Below are 21,820 nucleotides of genomic sequence, written 5' to 3' on the forward strand. Positions count from 1 at the left end.
CAGTGGCATTCACACTCGGTGCCCGGGCAGTCGACGCGGGGGCAACACAGGATACGGGATCGTCGAGTTGAAACGCAGACGCGAACCCCGGTCAAGTAGGTGTGCTCGCTCACAAACTGGAGCAGAATACTCGTCAAGTTCGGCCGTTTCTGTTCACATTACAAAGCCGTTGTGGGCTGGTCTAGGATCGTTCCGCGATTTACCTACCAGGAACGCGTATCTGCATTTTGTCTGCGGCTACCAGTCCTCGATTCGACCGGCAGCCTTCGCCAACTCGGAATACTTCGAAAGCGGCGTGTAGGTGTCGAACTGAAGGTCGACTTCGATCTCGAATCCGTCGGTGGCGATCGACTCCAGCTCATCGAGCGAAACGTATCCAAGCTCCGGCTGCCCCACTCCCAGGTCGCACAAGCCGTAGGCGACGTTCGTGTCGGGGTTCAGCTCCGTCAGTAGCCAAATGGCGTTCGCGTTTGGCGTGAACAGTTTCACCTCGGGGTAGAGGTCCGGCGTTTCGATCTCTGCTTCGGGAGCAACGATCATGAGTTCCCAGTTGATGATGAGGCGTTGACGGAGATGTTCTGGGATCAAGGGCATGGGGAAATGGTCACGGTTGAAACACACGAGAAAATTCCCGTCAAGTTGGCCACCCGACTCGATTACCCGGCAAAGGCAGTTGGAGCACTTCCGCCGAACGAGAAAGCTCGGTTGGGACGTCGCTGCACGACGACCGGCGCAGGTAAACCGGGAGGCATCTCAGACCTTGGAGGTCTTGTCTCAATCGGTGCAGGGTGCCCGTCTACTTGACGAGCACCCGCCCAGGCGTTTTACCACCTGTCAATAAGGACGGTTGGATTGCCCCGCACGTTCGCTTGTCACCTATCGGCTTACAATCCGCGCCCGGCGAGCCATATATCGAACCGTTGCGATCATCCGCGCCCGGTCATTCACGAGTGGCTCTGCGTCCCAACCAAAATCTTGTGGCAGATCGTGAGGAAAGAAGTCGTCCTCGTCCGGAGACATATCGATGTCGGGGTCCAACACCCCGAATAGCGGGAAAACGGGCTTCCTAGCAGCATCAACAAAGTGAGAGGGTAATCCGAATTCGTGCAGCGAGTCGGTAAAATACTCAACGTTAGGAAAGATGAGATTGAGGGGAGAGGGCACCAACGGGAAGTTCCGCCCCGGATGGAGTCCTGCGCCCTCGCAGACGAACGCGATTCCTCCGCACGCGAAAGGATGGTTCTCCCACCATTCCGTGAGGACCTGAAATGCGATGTCGAGATTGTTCGGGATGAGCACTTGGCGGCTCTCCGGATAGACCCACGGCGCGAAGTATTTCCTCTGCACCATTTTTGCTCGTTTCGCCTGCCGGAGCATTTCGTCCACGCCCACGCTTTCCAATAGCCGCTCCTTCTCACGCAGGGCATCGGCCCACGGGGAGTGTCTAAGGAGAGAACATTCAAGGCGATTGAGATCCGGAAGATAAGAACTGGGGCTATTGAGCAGAATGTCATTCATGGATTGTAGGGAGTGATTTTAGGGATTGGGCGAGAAAGCTTGGAAAGAAGCCGCGAAGCTACGAAAGACGAGGGTCTCTTCGTAGGCCTCCCGCGCTTCGAGGCCTTCTCCGGCGGGCTTCCGTAACTTTTCTACTTGGGTATATCAGGGGCGCGCGCCTACGGCGCTTGGACGAGCTGCGGCAGCTAGGGCCGGAGGCCACTAGGTCCTTTCCGGGCCACGGGAGGGCCCTTCTTTTCGTTTGCCCCTTCGCGAGGGGTGCGAGCCCGCTTGCCTCCCGCAAAGCGCAGGGAAAGGCCGTCCCAGGCGCAGAGAAGACCACGCTGTTAGGCTGCCTCCGCTTCTGCTTTGGGTAGAGCGGCGGCAAACTGTCGGACTGCCTCGGACGGAATAAAGGGGAGGCAGGAAGAACTGCCGCTTCGCGTGGGCAGTAGCCACAGAACGCGTTCGCCTTTGTCACCGCGGACGCACGGGAACCCGCACGCGAGGATCGCGGCAAGCAGGCTATCGGTCAACGGGACTCTCACCGGCGGCTTTCCAACGAAGCTCGCGAACTCCTCGACGACCGCAAACGGGGACTGCTTCTCTGCGAGCCAAAGGGACGCGGCGTTCAAGATCGTATCTCTCAACGATTTCTCGGTCTGTTTGTGCTTCATGAACTCGAATTGGGGGATAGGGGGCGGACGCCGTCTCCAACGTCCGCCCCTTTGTCTTCTAACCAGCCACTGCGCGGATCAGGCGGCGATGGCCGCCGAGACAATGCCCTCGCTCTCCCCGTCCTCCTCGTCCGCAAAGTGCTTGTGGGCCTTTTCCAAGGCGACAGCCCAGTCACGGCGAGCCTTCTTCGCGTCCTCGCCCTCCACGCCATAGGCGAGGTAGTAGCGGGAAACAGTGCCGAGGGTGCGGTGGATGATCGCAGCCTTGATGTCGACGCCGCTTTCGCTGAACTCCGCATCCGCGGCCAGCTCGATGAACTCCTTCAACGCCGCCTCGTCCGGGCGGAGCTTGATGGACTTCACCAGTTTCGCGATATCGCCGATGAAGATCACACCACCGGCCGCCAGGACCTTGGTGACGATCTCGCGGACTTCAGCGACCACGTTCTGGACGAGCGCCTGGTTCTCCTTGGGGATCACCTGGAGGAGATCCTGCAAGGACGCGATCGTGGGCTGGGTACGGTAGGTGCGGGCTTCGCCGCTATTGTTTTCGTTGTTCATGGTTTAGTAGATGGTGATTAAGTTCGTCTTTCGGGTTGGCTGGATTAAGCGGCTTCGTCGAGGCGGCCTTCGGTGGTGTCGGTGGTGTCAGTGACCGCAGGCTTGGCCTGGAGTTCCTGGGTCTTCTCCGCGACGTAGAGGTCGAGCGCCTTTTCATCCGACGCCAGCGCCGCCCACTCTGCAGCAGGCATCACCAGCGGGAGCAGCAGGTAGATCTTTCGGCCATAGCCCTCGATCACCGGCAGGTTGAGCCCGACCATTCCCATCGCGTCGCCGAGCCCGTTGGCCTTGCGGATCGGAAACGGCTTCAAGCCGAGGGCAGTGAGGGCGTCGAGCATCTCACTCGCGGACAGACCGACGCTCCCGACGTGCTTCATGATCGCCTCGGCATTCGTGCGGATGGTGTCCTCCCACACGCGGCGGCGCGAAGTGCCCGACGAATTCTTGCGGGAGGGGTTGGTGGTAGCCGGACGGAAGCCCGGGAGGTTACCCGCGTTAATGCGGAGGGTGTTGACGGTTGCCGCGGTGGCGCTGCTATTCTCATTCATTTGTGTATCCATTCGGTTGGTTTGCTTTTGCTTTTTTGGGTCGCCTCAGGCACTGCGCCGTCGGCTGACTCGCACATTGAGCCCGACATTTCCGATTCCCGGAATTGAGCCATCCTCAAGGTGGCGGGGGCATTCCGCAGCTTTTGCGGCACCTCGCCGGATGGCGGGCTTTCCAAGGGGCGGTGAAGGGATCAACGACATAATCGAATCGCCCTGATCCTACCCCGGAATCGGCATTTCCGATCAGTGCGGAATGCCCAGCAACGACGAGCTTGCAGCGGTTCAGGCCGTCAGATGAGCGTGATATTATGGGGCCGCCGGAACCTTGTTTCCGGGCGAATGGTCATTCGTGCGGATACATTGCGGCCCATGTTGTAATGACCGAAGATGGGTTCAGAACAACCGACAAAGTGGGTTTGCTACTATCGATGTAGTACACAGGAACAAGGTCGCTCGGGCCTAGGACTGGAGGCGCAACGAGCTACCGTAGAGGCTTTCATCGCCAACAAGCCGGGCGAAATGATCGCGGAGCTGACCGAGATCGAATCAGGAAGGAAAGCTAACCGCCCGAAGCTGATGGAGGCGTTGGAGATCTGCCGGAAGCGGAAGGCACACCTGGTGATTGCGAAACTTGACCGCTTGGCACGAAGTGTCCGGGTAATTAGTACGTTGATGGACAGCGGAGTTCCGTTCTCGGCCGCCGATATGCCAAACGCGAACCGCTTTATGATCCACGTCTACAGCGCCGTGGCCGAAGAGGAAGCGCGCCTAATCGGGGAGCGCACGAAGCAGGCCCTCCGGGCCGCCCGCGCCAGGGGCGTCGATATCGGGGCGACTGGCCGAGCTCTCGCCGCTAGACACAAGCGGGAGGCGACCGAACGCGCCGAACACTACCGAGAGCAGGTCGCAAAGCTCCGCTCCTCGGGCGTCATCTCAGTCCGCGGCTTCAGGGACGCCCTGAACGAGCAGGGAGTCGTCTCTCCCGGAGGCGGACGCTGGCACGTCCGTAACACTTTCCTCCTCCTCAAAAGGCTGGATTCGGGCCCACTCGAAAAGGCACAAAACCCTTAGAAACAGAAAAGGGCGGTGTCGGAACACGCCCGACACCGCCCTCTCAATCGCAGCAGGCTCACGCCTCTTGCCCGCGTTCTCGATCCCGCTTCCGCCGATAACGCTCTTTGTAAAGTTCGCTGTTGCAGGAGCGGCAAATGGCCTTGTGGCGATAGTACTGATCGAGGGGGCGTATCTGACGGCACCTTGTGCATGCCTTCATTCCCTCCGGCACCCCGGGTTCGGGTTCGGTGATCCTGAAGGGCGTTTCGAGAATCACGGGCATGTTGGCGGCGAACGCCCATGCTCCGTTCGCAGGTCCGACTAGCGAGGGGGCCAGCCGGAATGCGGTAATCTCATCCCGGCGGAAGTAGATCTCGGTGAACAGTCCGGCGATGAATGCCTTCTGCTCCTTCGGTGTCTGGAGGCGCTTCCACTCGTCGGGTCCCAAGGCGAGTCGTCCGGCAATGCCACGGAGTTCCACGTCGTCTTCCAGTGGCGCTGCGTGATCCATGGAAGCGAGGAGGGCCTTCCGTTGCTCCTGAATCCGGAGTCGTGCCTGCTTTCCCTCGTGAATCTCCATCGCTCCCGCCTCAATCGCCGACAAGATCCGGGCGTCCCGGCGGGAAAGATCATCAAGCTTCGCCTTGGTCGCTTCCTCGACAGCGAACCCGACGATGTTCGACTGCTTGGAGCGGGCGAACGAAAGGACTGCGGTGACGAACTCCTGGTCTCCCAGGAAACGTTCAATAAAGGCAGATGCGAGCGAGTCCAAAGCGGTTTTCGTCACCCAACCATTGCCGCACTTCCGGTTCGCCGGGTCCTTCTGGCGACTTTCGTGGTGGGTCGCACACAGATAGTGGCCCGAATGCTTCCTGCCGTCCGCCAGCTTGTAGCTCCGAGTCTTGGCATAGAGGCGATCCGAGCAACAAGCGCACCGACCCACACCGCTCAACATGGACCCGCGATGCCTTTCCTCGACGAAGATCTCGTGAGCTTCCTTAATCGACGCGAGAACGCGTTGAACGCGATCGAACCTTGCGTCGGAAACGGCCTGATCCTCCGGGCTGAACACGCGAACGTAAAGGCAACGGTCGGATGGTCTCGGAATCTTGCGTTTGTCCTTCTGACGCCCATCCGGACGCACAGACTTTTCGTTCGAACGCATCTTGGTGATCGACCTGATCCCCTTGTAGATCGTGTTGGCGAGCAGGTGACGCACATTCCGGGGATGAAGTCCGGTCCTACGCGCAACTTCAGAGAGGTTCCTGACGCCCTCTTCGTCCACGATCCGAAATGCCTCAACGACCGGCGCAACGTCTGTGGTGTAGATCCACCGATTCTCGTTTCCTCTCAGGAACTCAACGCCGGTGGGCAACGTGATGCGCGGACTGGGACAGAGACCGGCGGCTCTCTTCGCCTCGCGGGACGCTTCGAGCCGCCGACGCATTGTCATTCTCTCGCTCCCCGACATGAGCGCCAATATCCCGCTCAACACGAAACCCTCGGGACTGTTGAGATCCTGAGCGGACCCGCCGACGTCGATCAAGACGCCGTTCTGCTTGCAGGTCTGCAAAAGCGAGAAGCTGGACAGGTCGTCGGGACGCAGGAGACGCGACATCTCCGCCGTGACCACGACGTCCAACTCCTTACGCTCGATCCGAACCAGGAGATCCTGAACCTCGGGCGCGTGCAGCGTCGCAGTCCCCGAAACATCGATCAGCTCGATCTGATGGACCAACTCGTAGCCCTTGGATCGGATCACTCGGGCCACCTCCTCCCGCTGGCGGAGCAAACCGGCGCGTCCGTCCTCGGCCTGTTCCTGGGTAGAAACCCGGACGAACGAGCAGGCTCTCGGTCGTCCGGGTTGGGGTGCTGGTTGGTTCGCCGCTGGCTGCGTCAAACTTCCAGGAAAACATGGCGCACAAGTTCCTCCAATATACATGGAGGGAGCATGTCCGTCATTGGCGCAGCGGCCTATTGGGCCATACCCCCGCCACCTGGGGCATTCCTCATCTGCATACCGTTGATCGCGGCCATGTGATCAAGGTCGGCCTGGCGGTCAGCCCAAGTACGGCGGATTGCGTCCAGCACTAGGACGTTATTACTTGGCGCTGACTTGGGCGGTAGTTTGTCGCCCTTGGTAAGTGTACCGTCGCGAACCCGCCGCATATTATCGCCAAGGCTGGCAAGGGCATCGCCGAAGCGACGATATCGTGCGTAGGTGAAGTTGTCGCTTACCCGGTAAAAAGCGGAGCCGATGGAAGCAAAGCTGGTTTCGGAAATGACCACGATCAGGTCCCAAATCAATTCGACCAATTTCTCGAAGTCGCGACGCACACCAACTCGGCTAATTCGCTGGATCTCCTCGTCCACGATCCGTGCCCAGTCGATGAGAGCGGGATCATACCCGTCATTCTGGATCTGCTTCTGCTTCGCAAGGCTCACCCACTTTCCCTTAGAAGTTGCGGTGGTAGCTCCCTCGGGAGATGCAGCGGTACCCCCTGTGGCTTGGGTTTCGCACTCCTTACGAAGCTCCTTCTCAATTTTGGCCATTATCGCACGATAGTCACCGACTTGAAGCTCATACACGTAATCTTCACGCGACGTGTAAGTGCCGGCCGAGACTGCTGTAACTCTTTCTCGCGCCTTCCGTAAGAAGCCGTCACTCTGTGATTCCTGGAATTTGGCTTTCGCCTTGGTAGTGTATCGTTCAATCGCTGATCGCGACCAGGCGTGGGCACCTACAATCTTCGGTTCCAGCTCTGCTCTAACCTTGCGCAGAACCTCCGCTCCATCGGCATTGATGATCCGTTCAACAGCCTCAGAGACCACTGTGGCGCTGTAGTCGAGGTCGCAGATCCTTTCAATGCGGACCGGTAACAATGTTGCCAGCCTTTCTCCCAGGCCGCCAACATTCCCGGTGACCTCCTTCAGATTCCCTGATCCAGCGACAAGTCCCAGAAACTCGCGACCAAAATTGTCATGGATCTCGCGCAACTCTGTGATCGTCCACTCTGAAGCCATTTGCTTGAACTTTGGGGCGGGAAGGATCCTGACATCCAGGTCGATTAGCACGTTCAACATGCTGTCGACTTCTGGAGCTAGCTTTTCCTGCCCGTGTTCGCGGAGTACACGGGCAGCGTCAATGGCTCGAATCACCAAGGGGCGAACGATGAGGGCCGAGTCCTTTACCGGTCCCTTATTTACCCCGCCTAACCCATAGCGGTTGAGAATAGACGCGATGGACCCGTCATTGCCTCCGTCCGCCCTTCTGACGATTTGGATCATTGGGCTCCGAGCATGGAAATCCCGAGCCAGTTCCTCAGCTTCCTTCCAGCATTCTTCGAGTAGATCATCGCAATCCAAAAATCCGGACTCGCCAAGATGGTAGGGCTCCAGAGCCTTCTGGAGATTGGCTCGAATTTCAGGTTTTGCAAAGTCCTCGCGTTCTATCCTCTTTCGTGCCATCTCTTGGACGATCCCTACAAGGGCAGAGGTGAAAGCCGCTGACTTCAGCCGCCAACGTGCTTCCATTCGCAGAATCTCGTCGGAACCAAAACAGAGCGCTAGATCGGCATCGCTGCCGGTAGCTTGATTTGAAAGCACCTTTCCGGCGACGACCTCATAGGGGGTATACGTCAGAAGATCCATGGTTGATCCTGCCGGGGTGAGCGCGGGACTTGGGGCGGATTTACGTTTAGCAGACATTGTTAGGACCTATACAACATGGCTGTCAAGGGTTCGGGGGAATTCCAGTTCGAAGGTAGACCTCGGGCCACCCGGGGAAAGCTGAGGATTGCCCCTGAAGGACGAGGATGGCCCCGTAGGACAATGCGGCCGGTCGGCACATGGTGGCGGCCTTATGGAATTCAACCTTACCGACCACTACGCCGACGGAACTTCTGTGATCATCGGCTTCGACTCCGAATACGTCGCTGCGGCGCTCGATGTTGGACTGTCCGCTCGCGAAGCCAAGCAACAAGCTTGGAACGCGGGAAAGAAGAAGCAATTCATCAAGCAACTCCTCGGCTCGAAAGGAGAAGAGCTGCCGAAAATCAAGGAGCCCAAACCCATCGTGCGGAAGAAGAACGACGTGGTGTCCTATCAGGCGCACGTGATCTCCGCGGGTGGAACCTACGACTGGTTCAAGCTGATGGAACCGGGCCAACGAATGACTCTGGGGGGATTGATCAAGGAGGTCCTTTCCAAGGGGATGGAGGACCGGACCCTCAAGGTTTGGCCGAAGCGGGTTCACCTGGCTGTCCACTGGAGCCTTGCCGACCTCACCTCGTTCAGCAACTTCGACGCGCTCAAGACCGTCTTCGACGGGCTGCGGAAAACCTACGCGTCGGTTCAGGAGCCTCACTGCTTCTACTTCTGGGACCGGAACAACAATAAGCGGGAGATTGAACTCAGCTTGTTCGACACCACCCTCCTTGCCCCCGACGAGCGCAAGCTTGAAGTGCTCGGCGAAATGCTCGGCGACAAGAAGGTGGAGATTCCGGATGGCGCGATTGAGAACATGCGGAAGTTCTCGGAGGAAGACCCTGAATTGTTTCGCGAGTATGGATTGGCCGATGCCCGGATTGCCGCCAAGTGGCTGGTATTCACCACCAGCATCGCGAACGAATTGTTGGGTACCGATGTGCCTCCGCTTACCTTGGGGAGCATTGCGACCAATCTGGTGCTCAAACTCTGGGAAACGAACGACATCGATCGGCTAGAGGTGCTCGGGCTCGAACGCTTCAAGGACGAGACCGGAAAATGGCAGGAGCGATTCCAGGCCAATCGCGAGGCCTATGAGAACGATGCCCGTAGCGCGTTTCATGGCGGACGTAACGAGACTTACTTCTTCGGGGCCACCGCGGAGGACGACTGGTGCGACTGGGACCTGGTGGGTGCCTACGTGACCGCTCTTAGCACCCTCGGAATTCCGGACTGGGAAAGGATTCGCAAGCCTCGTTCGTTGCACGAGTTTGGTCCCGACACCTATGGGGCGGCGTCGGTGAAGTTCTCGTTCCCCGCGGACACCCGCTTCCCTTGCTTGCCAGTACGCGGAGAGAACTCGCTGATCTTTCCTCTCCAAGGTGTCTCAATGGCAACGGCTCCTGAGATCGAGCTGGCTCTGCGTCTGGGCGCGCGGATGCGCATCCTCAACGACATCGCCTACATCATGCCGATGAAGGAGGCCCGTCCGTTCGAGCTTCTGTCGCAGCTCGTCACGGACCGACGTGCGGAGCTTGAGGCACAGCTCGGCCAGGATTCCGCGCCCGAGAAGATGATCAAGACGATCGGTAACTCGGCATACGGTAAACTCGCGCAGGGCCTGCGCCGCCGTCGTGTCTTTGACACCAGGGCCGCACTGATGACCGAAATCCCGGCGTCGAAGATCACCAACCCCTACATGGCGTCGCACGTGACTGGCCTGATCCGGGCGGTACTCGCCGAAATCCTCAACGCAATCCCCCGGGAATACCAGGTGGTGTCCGCCACCACGGACGGGTTCATTACCAACGCACCTATCCCGGAGGTGCTTGCTGCCGCCCAAGGTCGCCTGTCCACCTACCTGATGGAAGCTAGGCATAGGTTCGACCCAAAATCCAAGGCGATCATCAAGCTGAAGCATCTGGTTCGTCAGGTTCTCGCCTGGCGGACCAGAGGGCAGGCGACTATGAAGCGCGGCGAAGTGGAGGACGTAGATGGCATTCTCCTCGCCAAGGCCGGGATTTCGGTTCCCCGTGGGTACGAAGATCCAAACAGCTTTATCATCGAGAAGTTCATCGAGCGCGATCCAGCAGCCCCGAAGGATGAAGTAGTGAGGGGGCGTGGTCTCCGCGAAATCTACGAGGCGAGAGGACGGGTGGACTTCAACATGAAGCTGCTCTTCATCGCGAACCGGATGGACTTCGACTGGAAGCGGGTCTGTTCCCACGCCCCGGGGTCGGTAGGAACCCGTCCCATCCGCGGCACAGACCACGTCTTCTTTTCCACGATCGCTCTTCCTTCCGCGGAATCCTATGCGCTGCTCCGCCACGAATGGACGAACTTCAGCAAGGGTAGGGAGACGTTCTTGAAGACCGAGGAAGATCTCCATGGATTTGAGCGATACCTTGGAGTGATGCGAAAGCCTGGCTTGGCGAAGCCACGGAAAGGCACCACCGGGGTGACCGTGTTGCTGCGGATGTTCCTTCGCGGCTACGTGAGGAGCCGACTCGGACTCGACCGGGCTCTATCGAACGACAAGCTCGCGAAGGCGATCTCGGAACTGGGCTTCAAGGTCAAGGTATCGGACGTGGAGAATGCTGTCCGGTTTCAGGTCATTGAAGGATGCCTCCGCCCGACCCCGGAGGTGAACCACGCGATCTCTTTGCTGAAATCCCGATTTCCTACGTTCGATCCCGAGGAGCTGATGGTGCTCGGAAGCGACCCGCTCGAATACAATAAAGACCTTCATGCCGAACTGGCAGGAGCCGACCCCCGGCAGCTGACGCTATGGTCGGACCTCGCGGACTCGGCCTGATCGGCCATCAATGTGCCGGCAGGTTATCCTGCCGGCACATTGCCGGGATCACGGAAGCGGGACCGAAACTTGTACCGCATGTTTTACTTCCGGTGAATGAACGATGCACCAGTTACCGAGCCCGCCCTGGTTTCAACGCTCCGCCCGGTCGACCTCATCGGTCGCGCGACAGCCGTGATGGTTGCGTTGCTGGGCGTGGCCTCCTTCGCGCTGTCGTTCGAGGCGCTTCGCGATCTCGCGGTCCGCACCGGGGCCCTGCCCCCAAAATCCGCGTGGATTTTCCCAATCTTGGTGGATGGCGCGGCGATCATTTTCTCGTTGAGTGCTTTCCGGGCGTCGGCGGTTGGTGCGGAGAGCGACCGGCGTTGGCATTTCTCGTTGGTGGTGGCGATCAGCCTTTGCTCGGTATGTTTCAACATCGCCCACGCCGAGAAGGGCCTGGTCCCTTCCGCCATCGCCGCAGCGCCGCCAATCCTCCTGTTTCTCGCGTTCGAGTCGCTGCTCCGCCAACTCGGCCCGGAGCGCCCAGCTGCCCCGGCAAAGCGGAAGCCGCAACGCAAGGTGCTTCCTTTGGCCGGGAAGGCCCTTCCCGTGGCCGCGAACCCCGAAGCCGGGGCAAAGCGCGCGAAAGCTCTGGAGTTGGCTGGGAAAGGGCTCTCGCAGGCCGCTGTCGCCCGAGAGTTGGGGGTCTCGGCTGCAACCGTCTCCCGCTGGCTGGGGAAGGGCTCGAAAGCCGCCTGAACACGTTGATTCGTTGACGGCGCGTCGCGTTTTGTTAGAGCGCGGCCGTGAAGACGATTGTGGTACGGCCGAGCGAACGGCCAAAGGTGCTGGCACAGGGCAAGATTTCCTATGAGCAGATCAAAACGGAAAGGGTTGCTCCCGGGTTCATCGCCTCAATAAAACGGGCCAACTCCTGCGGGCAGATCATCGTGGTCAAAAGCGACGGCACCCAGGCGTTCGCCGCACCAATCGAGTCGGTAGTCGCGTCCGACATGAAGGGAGCCGCCACCCGGGCTTCGATCTCGTTCGGTAAGCCAACGCCGATTAAGCAAGGAAGCATCCCCGGGGTGGTGTCAGGCATTCGTTGGAACCAGAAGAACCTTCGGTACCTGGACGTGGAGCAGCTCTTCTGAGCGGCGCACCCCGGGGGGCAACAGAGCAGCCGCTTTTTCCCGGCCGTAGCCTCGCGCCTCTGATATACCCAAAGGGAAAGGTTACGGAGCGTTTCTCCAGTGGGCTTCCTGGCTCTTCCTGGCTACGAAAGCCGCCCTTCTTTTCGTAGCCCTCGCGGCCTTTCGCCTCTGGTAGCGACGCGGACGTGTCCCCAATTTGACAGCCGTGTTCTGATTAGTTCCTTCATGGCGATTCGCAAGATCATCTCGGGCGGCCAAACCGGCGCAGATCGCGCAGCATTGGACTGGGCCATCGAGAATCAGATTCCCCACGGTGGGTTCTGCCCGATGGGAAGGCTGGCCGAGGACGGGCCGATCCCAACTTCCTATGCTCTGCTGGAAACCAAGACCGACAAATACCCAGAGCGGACGAAGCTGAACGTCGAGACCTCGGACGCAACGCTCGTTATCGTCGGCGACTCCAAGCTCACCGGCGGCTCGAAGTTAACGGTAACGCACGCAGAGAAGAGGCAGAAACCGGTGCTTGTGGTGTTCGCGGCGGGAGCGGAACAGCCGACCGACTTGCAGATTGACGAGGTTCGCACTTGGTTAGAAGACCGCGAACCGTTGGCTCTGAATGTCGCGGGATCTCGCGCCAGCACGTCGCCCAACGTCCACGCCTTCACCAAGGCGCTACTTGGGGCGGTCATTTCCTAAGTCATCCTCATCGTGGGGGTAGGACGAGAGGCGAATTACCAAGTACAAGCTGCTCGCTCGACGCCATTCGCCGGTTTTGCTAGGCTGCAAGGGTGATCGTCCGCATTGACTGGAATTGCCACACGAGCGTCCAAGGTGTGATTAACGAGGCCCGCACGGCGTTGGACGAGAAGGGATGGCTTGAATCGGTGCAGGTCGTTCAATTCCTTTCTATCTGGAACGACCACTTCCAATCAAGGTTCGGGCCGCTCAACGGAACCAGCCATCTAAGCAACCCCGACGATCCGCCCGATGCAGTCGGACACTTCGGCTCGAACGATATTCCTATCGAGGTTTGCTCCATCACCCCTGGACACGTGAAACAGTCGGACGCCCTGCACCGGAAGGAGGGAGGAAATCGCGGGCGCTACGACATCCCGATTTCGCAAAAGCCGCGGAATGCCGACGAGGCTAAAAATTGGATGTATGGGCCAGCTGGAGCCGATATCTATGAGGCCGTTGAGGACGCCAACAATACCGTGTATGACTCGATCATTGGCGCTGCCAAGCGGAAGTTCGGAAAAGCTTCGATCGCCAGACTTCAGTCCGGCGTCTTACTCCTTCCAGGAGATCGCCTCTTCGGGTCTTTCGGCGAGGAAGAGGTAGTCAGGGCAGCATTGGGGTCGATTCGGAAGGAGATTCCTGATGCCAAAGATTGGATAATAGCCGTTCATCACCAGTGGAACGGCTGGGAGTGCTTCTCGGCAATCGACGCCCCCTCGTCAGGCTTCGCACTGAGGCAGGAGGTTAAAAGTTAGATTTGTCGCAACGGATCTCGCTCCGGATGAACGATTGTTGCCGGTCGGCCTGCCGCCGGATCACGGCGCTGAGATGGGCGAGTTCCAACGAGTGGAGCGTCACCCAAAGAGCCCGACACAGGCGTTGTGTGTACGAAGCTCCGTCCCAGTGGTCTTAGCGATTTGTTCCGACCACTATCAACGACGGAGGAAGCACTTTTCGCCGAAATGGACGATCCGTATCTTCCCATACCAGACCCCGAACTTCGCCCATAAACTTGCGAAGGTGCTCCTCATCCAGCCTGGGAAGACGTTCAAGGGCTTCGGTGAAATTCCAGTCTTTCGCCGGAATCGGTTCACTGCACCAAAAAGCTTGTGCCACCGGATCTTGGAAGGCCAATCGGTGGCCTCCCGAGGTGAGCCAACCGGATGGGGCGGATCGGACATCAACGGTTCTAAGCGTTGCTGGATCTGGCTCATCGACAAGATCACCAAGACCGAATAACATCGGACAAGCATACGCCACTTCGGTATTTGGTAGCTGCGAAAGGCGCACCAGCGTTTCGTGCTGAGAAATTTTCGTGTCCTTGTCGGGACTCGTGCTCAAATCGGCGGAATACCACGGCTTGGTCCAGCCAGCGGGAGCCCCGCGGCGAGATCGGCGCTGATCGACAACTTTGAACTGAAGGAAAAATGCGCGGAACACGGATAAAGGCCGAACATTGCTATGAATGAAATCCTTTAGCTCTCCCTCCAATGCTCGGCCCGCCCGCGGTCCACGCACGAAACCCTGATCAAAACCTAGCCACTTCTCCCGCTGCTGCGTTGGTTTCAATATTTGCAGCTGATCAGCTCCCAGTATGGATTTAAAATGACGAACCAAAGCCCGGAAATAGTGCATTTCCAAAAGCGCCTCACAGATTGGACTGCTCATATGATTGACCGAAGAAGCAATGGGAACCGCCGAATCAAGTAAACTAGAGGCTTCCTTTCAGCTTTTGGAATCGAGCTTCCAAGGCGTCCAGCTCCTTCCGCTTGGCTGCGATCACTCCGTCGAGCTTTGACAGCTCAGCCAAGACTCCGGTTCGACTACCGGCTCCCACCGCCTTGCCTTTGTGGCCCTTGCCTACCGAAGCACCACCGCTGTTTTTCAGCCAAGACGCGACCGTGAGCTGGCTAACACCGAACTTCTTGGAGGCGGCGGCAGCTCCACCCCGACCGTTTGCCGCGTTGTGCTGGTTCACGAAGTCCACCACTTGCTGCTTCTCTTCGGTGGAATAGCGCTTTCCCTTCGATGCTTTCTTGCTAGCCATGTGAGGAGATTCAGACCTGATTTGGAAATGATCAAGGTCTCAAGGGGGATTTGTCGGTCGCCCCGGCTGGCAACGGGAACCAAACGGCGGGATTAGACCTCACACGACAATGGCAGTTATTGGACCAGATTTTCGGCAGACGTGGCTCTGGCGTCAGGCCTTCCAGAACCCGCGTTCAGACAGCACTACGGACGAGCAGGAGTTTTTTAGAACGCAGTATCTTTCGATTCGTGAGAGGGCAGCCCACCTCGTGTCGCGCATCGCGGTGGACTTACCCGGAATGACAGTCCATGACGTCACACACCTTGACGCCCTCTGGGAGACCGCCTCTTCGGTTGCGGAGGGGGCGGTAAACGTCAATCCCGCCGAAGCTTTTGTTCTTGGTGCGAGCATTCTTCTGCACGACGCGGCCATGAGTATTGCAGCGTTTCCGGGCGGATTAGCTCAGATTAAGGCAACCGTTGCCTGGAAGGATGCTGTGGCGCGGCTCGCATTAGTAGATGAGGACCGGAATGTGCAAATTGGGAGCCAAGCACCGTCGCCAGAGGAGATTGAGAGCCGCATTCTCCCGGAGGTTCTTAGGCGTCTGCATGCAGAACGAGCAGAGGAATTGGCGGAACAGAGCTGGGTAGGCCCGGGCGGCTCGCGCGTATACCTGATTGAAGACTCTGAGTTGCGGCGTTTCTACGGACCAACAATAGGCCAAATAGCGCATAGTCACTGGTGGCCAGTTCAGAAGATTGATCAAGAGTTCTCCGAGGACCTTGGCGCGCTTCCGAGCCGCACTGTGAATCGCGTGGACCGAGTAAAACTAGCCTGCCTTTTGCGTGTGGCGGATGCTTTGCATCTAGATAGTCGCCGCGCCCCGCGATTCCTGCGAGAAATAACAAATCCGACCGGAGTATCTGCGCTCCATTGGGCATTTCAGGAGCGCCTCGCCCGACCTCACATCGAGCTCGATGCAGTGGTCTTCACAACCGGTCAACCTTTCGGCAAGGAGGATGCAGAAGCTTGGTGGCTTGCAAATGATACCCTCAACGCCGTTGATCGCGAACTACGCGACGTGGACCTTCTTCTGCAAGCACGTGGTAGGGAGGTGTTGAAAGCTAGGCGTATAAAGGGCGCGGGCTCGTCCGAGATTCTCGCCAGGACGGTTCAAACCCGCGGTTGGCGTCCTGTCGATGCTCGACTTCAGGTTTCTGACGTGCCGCGCATAGTCGAGACCTTGGGCGGTTCGAAACTATATGGAAACGATCCTAGTGTCCCGCTTCGCGAACTCATACAGAACGCGGCAGATGCGGTCCAAGCCAGGCGAAGATTCCAAAGCCGAGCTTCTGACTGGGGTCTAATCAAGGTCAGTATCGCTATTCGGAATGAGAATGAGCATTGGCTGGTGGTGGAGGACAGCGGCATCGGCATGTCGGAATCTGTGCTAACCGGCCCATTGCTTGATTTCGGAACATCGTTTTGGAGATCGCCGCAGGCGATGGAAGAGTTCCCTGGATTGATGGCGGCAGGAATGCATGCTGTTGGACGATTCGGTATCGGATTCTTTTCGATCTTCATGCTTGGCCCCGTTGTTAGAGTCTATTCGCGACGTTGTGATCGAGGCAGCGACTCGGGCCGTCTTCTTGAATTCCGGGGTGGCACAAGTAGCCGCCCGATTCTATCGCCCGAAGCTGGAGAACCCGTTCCGATTGACGGGGGAACGCGTGTTGAGGTGTTGCTAAAGCGCAATCCATATGAGGCTGGTGGGCTTTTGAGCATGGGAGCTTACTCCAAGGAAACCATCCCCCTCGCTGCCCTAGTGGCCGCGGTTGCCCCTAACCTCGACGTTGCGATTGAGACAACGGAGGCAGAGGAAGCTGTTAGGGTCGTTCATCCGGGAGACTGGCTGCAAATCAGTGATTCAGAGCTAACCTCTCGTTTGAATCCGGCCTCTAAGGGGGGCCACTCTTACTCCAAGAGCGAGGGCAAGCTCATGCGATCAGTTCAGGAGGAGGATGGTCAGATCTTTGGCAGAGCCTTCATATCACCAACTCGGTACTCCTCCTCGCCAAGCGCCGGCTGGGTTACGATTTCTGGCTTGCGAGCTGCTCGCCTCAGTAACGTAGAAGGAATTTTTGTAGGCGAAGCTCTTACCGCCTCGCGTGATGCTGCTCAACCTCTAGTGACGAGGGAAGCGCTGGCCTTCTGGGCTTCCAAACAGGCAGAACTTATCGCCGCTGAAGTGGAAGATGAGGAGCGCCAGGCTCTCTCTGCTGAGGTCGTCCTTGAGTGCGGCGGTGATATCGGAGCGCTGAAGTTTATACGATGGGGTGGTTCTTGGCTTGCCACCGACGAATTTAAGGCGCGGCTCATTCAGGTCACGGAAATCGCAATCAGTTTCGATGGGGAGTTCCACTTTGATGAGGACAAGGACGATGTTCATCCTAGAGAGTTCCGAAGCGATTTCGAGGAATCTGAGGATGTCGCTATCGTTCTGGAGCATCAGGGCTCAATCCTGAGCTTTTCCAATACGACTTGGCCCAGATCCCTCTTGGGGCAAGCGAGATCGAGAGAATCGAATTTGGAGGCACTCACACGGAAAATCATTCTCGAAGTTTGGCAGGAATTCGAGGAGGCCGAGGAAGAGCAAACCGTCGGAAAGGTTGGATTTTCGGACATTTCTCGCGATATCACAGTCTTTCGACGCCCCGACGTACCGAAGTAGGCTTGCCAAGGGAACCTACCGGGATGCTTGGGAAGGAAGATCAGGAACACGACCCGAGAATCCTGCCCCTAAGGCGTTCGTGCGCGCTCTTTCCGGAAAGAAAAGAAGAGAACTGGTGCCGTGCGAAGTGGCGAGGCCACGAGCGGCTTTTGCGCAGCAGCGCAGCCGGCTCGGCGCGCTTCTTTACTGCGCATCCTCGATATACCCAAGCGGAAGGACTACGGAAGCAGCCAGCAGCGGCTTGAAGGAACTGCCCGACCCATTTCAAAGCGCGTCCAAACTGGGGGCGCGAGTGGCAGCAGAAACCCAGCGGAGGCGGAGAATCAGTGGCTGCCAGGGCGCGGAACTTCTTGACCCACCGACTGTAAACCCTATGTGAGGGCATGAACCCTCCCTAACCATGATTCTGATCAATAATTGTAACAGCATCGATAACGGCAGCATTAGTATCCTGCCAGAAGTTCTCAACGTCAAATACGCCATCAACGGTACTGGCAAAAGTACTGTGGCCAAGGCAATCGAGCTGACAATGAAGGGCACCAGTTTGGCGGAGTTAAAGCCATTCAAATACCGGGATTCTTCGGACACGGCTAATGAACCTTCAGTAGCCGGCCTCGCTCCCGGATCGATTATGTTGTTCAATGATGAATATGTGAGTCAGTTCGTTTTCAAGGCCGACGAGGTCCTCACCAACAGCTTCGAGATTTTCGTTAAAACCGAGAGCTTTGTTGCTCTTACAGACGAAATCGAGCAGGCGATCGCAGATATCCGGAAGACCTTCCATCAGTCCTCAGAATTGGACGAGATTATCTCTGACATGGAAGCCCTCATCGCCTCTTTCGGAAAACCGACCAAGAAAAAAGGTTATGCGGAAAATAGCCCGATGGCTAGAGGCCCAGGGAAAGGAAATAAAATTCAACATATTCCTTCCGGCCTTGAAGGATACTCCTTGTATCTCCAAAGCGATGCAAACACCAAGTGGATAAAGTGGCAGCTCGACGGACACTCCTTCGATCAGAATCCTGGACACTGTCCCTATTGCACCTCCTCGACGGAGGAGATGAAGGACACGATCATGAAAGTCGGGGAGGTCTATGACGCAAATTACATTGGTCATATCACCCAACTCACTAAGGTAATGGAGCGCTTGCGAGACTATTTCTCCAGTCCGACTGAAGCGAAAATCGAACAGGTTATTAAGAGTCCCGATCAGCTTGAAGATGAGCATTACAACTTCCTCCTCGAAGTGAAAGATCAGGGTGTGATTCTGCTGGAGAAGCTAAAATCTCTAAAATTCTTAGGATTCGTCTCCATGAAAGACGTCGGAAAACTTGAGGACATGTTTTCCAGCATGAAGATAGACATTAGCTTTCTAAGTCACTTGGAAAGCCAAAAAACCAAAGACATCACTGATCCTATCAATGTCGCCATCGACGGCATCATGAGAAAGATTACCCCACTGAAGGCCGCAGTGGGAAAGCAAAAATCAAACATCCGGCAGACGATCCAGCGAAACAAAAAAGAGATTAACGAATTCCTTAAGACGGCGGGCTATAAATACGAGGTGGATGTAGATGAGGGCGACGCGAGTTATAAGATGCGGCTCCGGCATGTGGATCACGCTGCGCCTATTGTGAGCGGGGCTAAGCACCTGAGTTACGGGGAGAAGAACGCCTTCTCATTGGTTCTCTTCATGTATGAATGTTTGGCGAGAAATCCAGGGCTTATTGTTTTGGATGATCCCATTTCATCGTTCGACAAGAACAAGAAATACGCTGTGCTGAATATGCTTTTCCGGGGCGACCGATGCCTGAAAGGCCGAGCTGTTCTTATGTTGACTCATGATTTCGAGCCGGTGATTGATATAGGATACACTCTTAAGAACAAATTTTCGCATCCCCACGAGCCGTTCATCACCTTCCTGAGGAACCGAAATGGCGTCCTAACAGAAAAGGTTGTCGCTTCGGAGGACATCAAAACTTTCCAAGTGGTTTGCCGCGAGAACATTGATTCGGCCCCAAATGTATTGGTGAAAGTGATTTTCTTGCGACGCTTCGTCGAGATTGGCGGTGAAAAGGACGCCGTGTATCATTTGCTTTCGAACCTATTTCACAAGCGCGCAAATCCGCGCATGGGAGCAGCGGATACTGCCCCACTAATGGACGCGGCAGACGTCACGGACGCGACCAATCGCATCGCAACTTACATTCCCGGGTTCAGCTACGCTACCGCCCTAACCGAGTTCACTGACGAGACGTTCATGCTGGCGGCCTATAGCGCAGCGCGGTCGAACTACGAAAAGCTCCAGATTTTTCGCATTCACAAGGATGGCATTTTATCGGGAGACGACGTGATTGATAAGTTTATCAACGAGGTCTTCCACATCGAGAACGATTATATAATGCAGTTGGATCCATCTGAGTTTGAAATCGTTCCCGACTACGTAATCGCAGAGTGCGATAGGATTCTGGGCATAGTTTGAGACGACCGTTCCTTTCCGTCCGAATCTGGCAGCGAAGTAAACGGCCAACATGGTGGTAAACGGCCAACACGGTGGTAAACGGCCAACATGGTGGTCGACGGGGTGAAGGAGGCGGAACAGCCTGTTCTGCACGCTCGAAAAGGCCGGGGGACCTTTGGAACCGACCAGTCTCGAATGGGGATATTCCATTTAGCGTTACCTAGACGCGGCCCTCGGAACTCCTGAAAGTCGGAGCCGCGTGGCTTGCTCAAACCAATGTGCTGAACATCAAAGAGTAGGCTCCTTCATGCTGAGGATCTCCCCAAACCGAAACCGCACCCTTGCGGCTACTATGGGGATGCGAAGCGCGCTTGCCGTTGCAGCAGCCGTCAGATCGAGAACTACCGCCAGCGGATCAGCGGTCCGCTGCTGGATCGCATCGACCTGCATGTCGATGTGCCGCTGGTTGATTACCGCGAGCTCTCTTCTTCGGCCGCTAGCGGTGAATCCTCCGCCGTGATCCGGGACCGTGTCGGCACCGCTCGCGAGCTGCAGCAACGGCGCTTCAAGGGCAAGAGTGCCAGAACCAACTCGGCCATGACGCCGCGGCAGGTTCGCGATCACTGCAAGCTCGACAATATGGGCGCGGCCTACCTGGAGCATTCGATGGAGCAGATGAATTTCTCCGCCCGTGCCCACGACCGGATCCTGAAGGTTGCGCGCACGATTGCGGATCTCGGCGGAAGCGAGACGATTCGTCCCGACGACGTGCTGGAAGCCATCCAATACCGCACCTTGGATCGGAATCTCTTCGTCTGAAGCAAGGTGTTGCTCTCCGGGTGGGAGAGGGTTATGGGATAGCCGCTTGTTCAGGCCGATAACCCATGTCCCGATCCATGAAAGCCTCACCACTTCTAGTCGGTCTCTCGCTCCTTGTTCTATCCGGTATCACTCCCTTGCTTCGTGGAGCGGAAGAGAAGATTCCGGATGCTCCCGTGGCGGATCAGGACAATGATTTCAAGCTGCTCGCCTCCGAGTCGCTCGGGAAAGTCCGCCACGACCAGAAGGCGGAGGATCTGATCAGGGCCTATGGCGAGCCCAAATCGAAAGGCGAGCTGGAGATGTTGGATGCGATCGGCGAGTGGGTGCAGGAGTGGAATTATCCCGACCTTGGCATCGTGGTGAAAATGAGCTCCGAGAAGAAGGATGGTCCCCAAAGGGTGCTGATCGCGATCGCAGGCGAGGCCTGCAAGCTCTCAAGCGCGAGGAAGATCAAGATCGGGAGTACACGGGCCGAGGTTGAGAAAGCCTACGGTGAAGTGCAGGAAAAGGTTCCCGGCGATGGGCCGGTGAAGCCGGGTGATCCGGAACCCGAGCCGGAGGAGGGGACGGAAGGGCAGAATTCCTTTGTGGCAGGAAGCGTCTACGGCGGGCTGATCTTCACCTTTAAGGACGGGAAGGTGGTGGAGATGTTTCTCGGGGCGGCCGCGGAATGATCGGCAGAGGGTCTATTGACCTTTTAGCACTCCCGCGTATTTGTGCATTGCAGCGGTCGCGCTTGGGAAACGGGTGCGGGGAGGCCGATCTGCGAGTGCGACAAAGCTGCGTTGCATATTGACCGATCTGTCACAGTCGGCGTGGCAAATTGACACCCGTTTTTGCCCTCTCATAGGGAAAACTTGTATCGCACATTCATGCAATCGTTTGAAGAACAAGGGTTGCAGGGCGCTGGCACGGCGGGGCATGCGCAATGCTAGTAAGTATCAAGGAATTTAGCGAGTGAGCGTCCTTACGATGTAAGTACAATTACGAAGCTGAATTCGGGAATAATCCGACGCTCTGCGGCGTTTAACCCTATAGAACCCGGGA

The 21,820-nt window shown here is 57.3% G+C and carries 18 protein-coding genes and 1 pseudogene; 11 read left to right on the top strand and 8 right to left on the bottom strand.

Annotation, left to right across the window (positions count from 1 at the left end; translation table 11 throughout):
* Positions 1–237: 237 nt before the first annotated feature.
* The 4 genes from OJ996_RS05745 to OJ996_RS05760 form a co-directional block, all read right to left on the bottom strand.
* Positions 238–594 carry a DUF2958 domain-containing protein gene (locus OJ996_RS05745; protein ID WP_264512124.1) on the bottom strand — a complete coding sequence of 119 codons (357 nt, stop codon included), beginning with the start codon at positions 592–594 and terminating at the stop codon, positions 238–240.
* Positions 595–876: 282 nt separating this feature from the next.
* The gene (locus OJ996_RS05750; RefSeq protein WP_264512127.1) at positions 877–1,518 is read right to left on the bottom strand and encodes a hypothetical protein; all 642 of its coding nucleotides are present in this window, start codon (positions 1,516–1,518) and stop codon (positions 877–879) included.
* A 734-nt stretch (positions 1,519–2,252) separates the two neighbouring features.
* The gene (locus OJ996_RS05755) at positions 2,253–2,735 is read right to left on the bottom strand and encodes a hypothetical protein (protein ID WP_264512129.1); all 483 of its coding nucleotides are present in this window, start codon (positions 2,733–2,735) and stop codon (positions 2,253–2,255) included.
* 44 nt (positions 2,736–2,779) lie between these two features.
* A complete protein-coding gene (locus OJ996_RS05760) occupies positions 2,780–3,283 on the bottom strand; it encodes a hypothetical protein (protein WP_264512131.1) in 504 nt (167 codons plus the stop codon).
* A gap of 387 nt (positions 3,284–3,670) precedes the next feature.
* Between OJ996_RS05760 and OJ996_RS05765 the strand changes: the two genes are divergently transcribed.
* Entirely contained in the window at positions 3,671–4,354 is a 684-nt protein-coding gene (locus OJ996_RS05765) for a recombinase family protein (RefSeq protein ID WP_264512133.1), read from the top strand.
* A 58-nt stretch (positions 4,355–4,412) separates the two neighbouring features.
* On the opposite strand, the gene OJ996_RS05770 is transcribed toward OJ996_RS05765, so the two are convergent.
* Together OJ996_RS05770 and OJ996_RS05775 are read right to left on the bottom strand one after the other, a co-directional pair.
* The gene (locus OJ996_RS05770) at positions 4,413–6,278 is read right to left on the bottom strand and encodes a recombinase family protein (protein WP_264512135.1); all 1,866 of its coding nucleotides are present in this window, start codon (positions 6,276–6,278) and stop codon (positions 4,413–4,415) included.
* A 32-nt stretch (positions 6,279–6,310) separates the two neighbouring features.
* Positions 6,311–7,987 carry a hypothetical protein gene (locus OJ996_RS05775; protein WP_264512137.1) on the bottom strand — a complete coding sequence of 559 codons (1,677 nt, stop codon included), beginning with the start codon at positions 7,985–7,987 and terminating at the stop codon, positions 6,311–6,313.
* A 211-nt stretch (positions 7,988–8,198) separates the two neighbouring features.
* Between OJ996_RS05775 and OJ996_RS05780 the strand changes: the two genes are divergently transcribed.
* From OJ996_RS05780 to OJ996_RS05800, 5 genes are all read left to right on the top strand, one after another.
* Positions 8,199–10,856, top strand: a complete 2,658-nt coding sequence (locus tag OJ996_RS05780) for a hypothetical protein (RefSeq protein WP_264512139.1) — start codon at positions 8,199–8,201, stop codon at positions 10,854–10,856.
* A gap of 96 nt (positions 10,857–10,952) precedes the next feature.
* On the top strand, positions 10,953–11,597 hold the full coding sequence (locus OJ996_RS05785; RefSeq protein ID WP_264512141.1) for a DUF2637 domain-containing protein: 645 nt from the start codon (positions 10,953–10,955) through the stop codon (positions 11,595–11,597).
* Between the two features lie 47 nt (positions 11,598–11,644).
* Positions 11,645–11,992: a hypothetical protein gene (locus OJ996_RS05790; protein ID WP_264512143.1), complete on the top strand. Its 348-nt coding sequence runs from the start codon at positions 11,645–11,647 to the stop codon at positions 11,990–11,992.
* Positions 11,993–12,217: 225 nt separating this feature from the next.
* Complete coding sequence (locus OJ996_RS05795; protein ID WP_264512145.1) at positions 12,218–12,688, top strand: putative molybdenum carrier protein; 471 nt, start codon at positions 12,218–12,220, stop codon at positions 12,686–12,688.
* Positions 12,689–12,780: 92 nt separating this feature from the next.
* Complete coding sequence (locus OJ996_RS05800) at positions 12,781–13,485, top strand: hypothetical protein (RefSeq protein WP_264512147.1); 705 nt, start codon at positions 12,781–12,783, stop codon at positions 13,483–13,485.
* 154 nt (positions 13,486–13,639) lie between these two features.
* Here OJ996_RS05800 and OJ996_RS05805 read toward each other — a convergent pair whose 3' ends face one another.
* Both OJ996_RS05805 and OJ996_RS05810 read right to left on the bottom strand, forming a co-directional pair.
* The gene (locus OJ996_RS05805) at positions 13,640–14,398 is read right to left on the bottom strand and encodes a hypothetical protein (RefSeq protein WP_264512149.1); all 759 of its coding nucleotides are present in this window, start codon (positions 14,396–14,398) and stop codon (positions 13,640–13,642) included.
* Between the two features lie 43 nt (positions 14,399–14,441).
* The gene (locus OJ996_RS05810; RefSeq protein WP_264512150.1) at positions 14,442–14,777 is read right to left on the bottom strand and encodes a hypothetical protein; all 336 of its coding nucleotides are present in this window, start codon (positions 14,775–14,777) and stop codon (positions 14,442–14,444) included.
* A 280-nt stretch (positions 14,778–15,057) separates the two neighbouring features.
* Between OJ996_RS05810 and OJ996_RS05815 the strand changes: the two genes are divergently transcribed.
* The 5 genes and pseudogenes from OJ996_RS05815 (at position 15,058) to OJ996_RS05830 (ending at position 21,447) form a co-directional block, all read left to right on the top strand.
* Positions 15,058–17,490, top strand: a complete 2,433-nt coding sequence (locus OJ996_RS05815; RefSeq protein ID WP_264512152.1) for an HD domain-containing protein — start codon at positions 15,058–15,060, stop codon at positions 17,488–17,490.
* 400 nt (positions 17,491–17,890) lie between these two features.
* Positions 17,891–19,972 (top strand): AAA family ATPase, encoded by a 2,082-nt coding sequence (locus tag OJ996_RS05820; protein WP_264512155.1) that lies wholly within the window; start codon positions 17,891–17,893, stop codon positions 19,970–19,972.
* A gap of 324 nt (positions 19,973–20,296) precedes the next feature.
* Positions 20,297–20,419: pseudogene (locus OJ996_RS26545) on the top strand (ATP-binding protein); the annotation flags it as partial.
* Positions 20,408–20,770, top strand: a complete 363-nt coding sequence (locus tag OJ996_RS05825; protein WP_264512157.1) for a magnesium chelatase subunit ChlI family protein — start codon at positions 20,408–20,410, stop codon at positions 20,768–20,770. The pseudogene OJ996_RS26545 and the gene OJ996_RS05825, both read left to right, overlap by 12 nt.
* 77 nt (positions 20,771–20,847) lie before the next feature.
* The gene (locus tag OJ996_RS05830; RefSeq protein ID WP_264512159.1) at positions 20,848–21,447 is read left to right on the top strand and encodes a hypothetical protein; all 600 of its coding nucleotides are present in this window, start codon (positions 20,848–20,850) and stop codon (positions 21,445–21,447) included.
* The last annotated feature ends 373 nt before the right edge of the window (positions 21,448–21,820 follow it).

The organism is Luteolibacter rhizosphaerae (assembly GCF_025950095.1).
In the GTDB taxonomy this organism is placed as follows: Bacteria; Verrucomicrobiota; Verrucomicrobiia; order Verrucomicrobiales; family Akkermansiaceae; genus Haloferula; species Haloferula rhizosphaerae.

Bases quoted from the DNA above. Each gene is read 5' to 3' on its own strand.
- OJ996_RS05750 (WP_264512127.1), bottom strand. From the start codon at position 1,518: ATGAATGACATTCTGCTCAATAGCCCCAGTTCTTATCTTCCGGATCTC.
- OJ996_RS05775 (WP_264512137.1), bottom strand. From the start codon at position 7,987: ATGGATCTTCTGACGTATACCCCCTATGAGGTCGTCGCCGGAAAGGTG.
- OJ996_RS05810 (WP_264512150.1), bottom strand. From the start codon at position 14,777: ATGGCTAGCAAGAAAGCATCGAAGGGAAAGCGCTATTCCACCGAAGAG.
- OJ996_RS05795 (WP_264512145.1), top strand. From the start codon at position 12,218: ATGGCGATTCGCAAGATCATCTCGGGCGGCCAAACCGGCGCAGATCGC.
- OJ996_RS05785 (WP_264512141.1), top strand. From the start codon at position 10,953: ATGAACGATGCACCAGTTACCGAGCCCGCCCTGGTTTCAACGCTCCGC.
- OJ996_RS05780 (WP_264512139.1), top strand. From the start codon at position 8,199: ATGGAATTCAACCTTACCGACCACTACGCCGACGGAACTTCTGTGATC.
- OJ996_RS05805 (WP_264512149.1), bottom strand. From the start codon at position 14,398: ATGAGCAGTCCAATCTGTGAGGCGCTTTTGGAAATGCACTATTTCCGG.
- OJ996_RS05770 (WP_264512135.1), bottom strand. From the start codon at position 6,278: ATGTATATTGGAGGAACTTGTGCGCCATGTTTTCCTGGAAGTTTGACG.
- OJ996_RS05820 (WP_264512155.1), top strand. From the start codon at position 17,891: ATGATTCTGATCAATAATTGTAACAGCATCGATAACGGCAGCATTAGT.
- OJ996_RS05745 (WP_264512124.1), bottom strand. From the start codon at position 594: ATGCCCTTGATCCCAGAACATCTCCGTCAACGCCTCATCATCAACTGG.
- OJ996_RS05815 (WP_264512152.1), top strand. From the start codon at position 15,058: ATGACAGTCCATGACGTCACACACCTTGACGCCCTCTGGGAGACCGCC.
- OJ996_RS05830 (WP_264512159.1), top strand. From the start codon at position 20,848: ATGAAAGCCTCACCACTTCTAGTCGGTCTCTCGCTCCTTGTTCTATCC.
- OJ996_RS05755 (WP_264512129.1), bottom strand. From the start codon at position 2,735: ATGAACAACGAAAACAATAGCGGCGAAGCCCGCACCTACCGTACCCAG.
- OJ996_RS05765 (WP_264512133.1), top strand. From the start codon at position 3,671: ATGGGTTCAGAACAACCGACAAAGTGGGTTTGCTACTATCGATGTAGT.
- OJ996_RS05760 (WP_264512131.1), bottom strand. From the start codon at position 3,283: ATGAATGAGAATAGCAGCGCCACCGCGGCAACCGTCAACACCCTCCGC.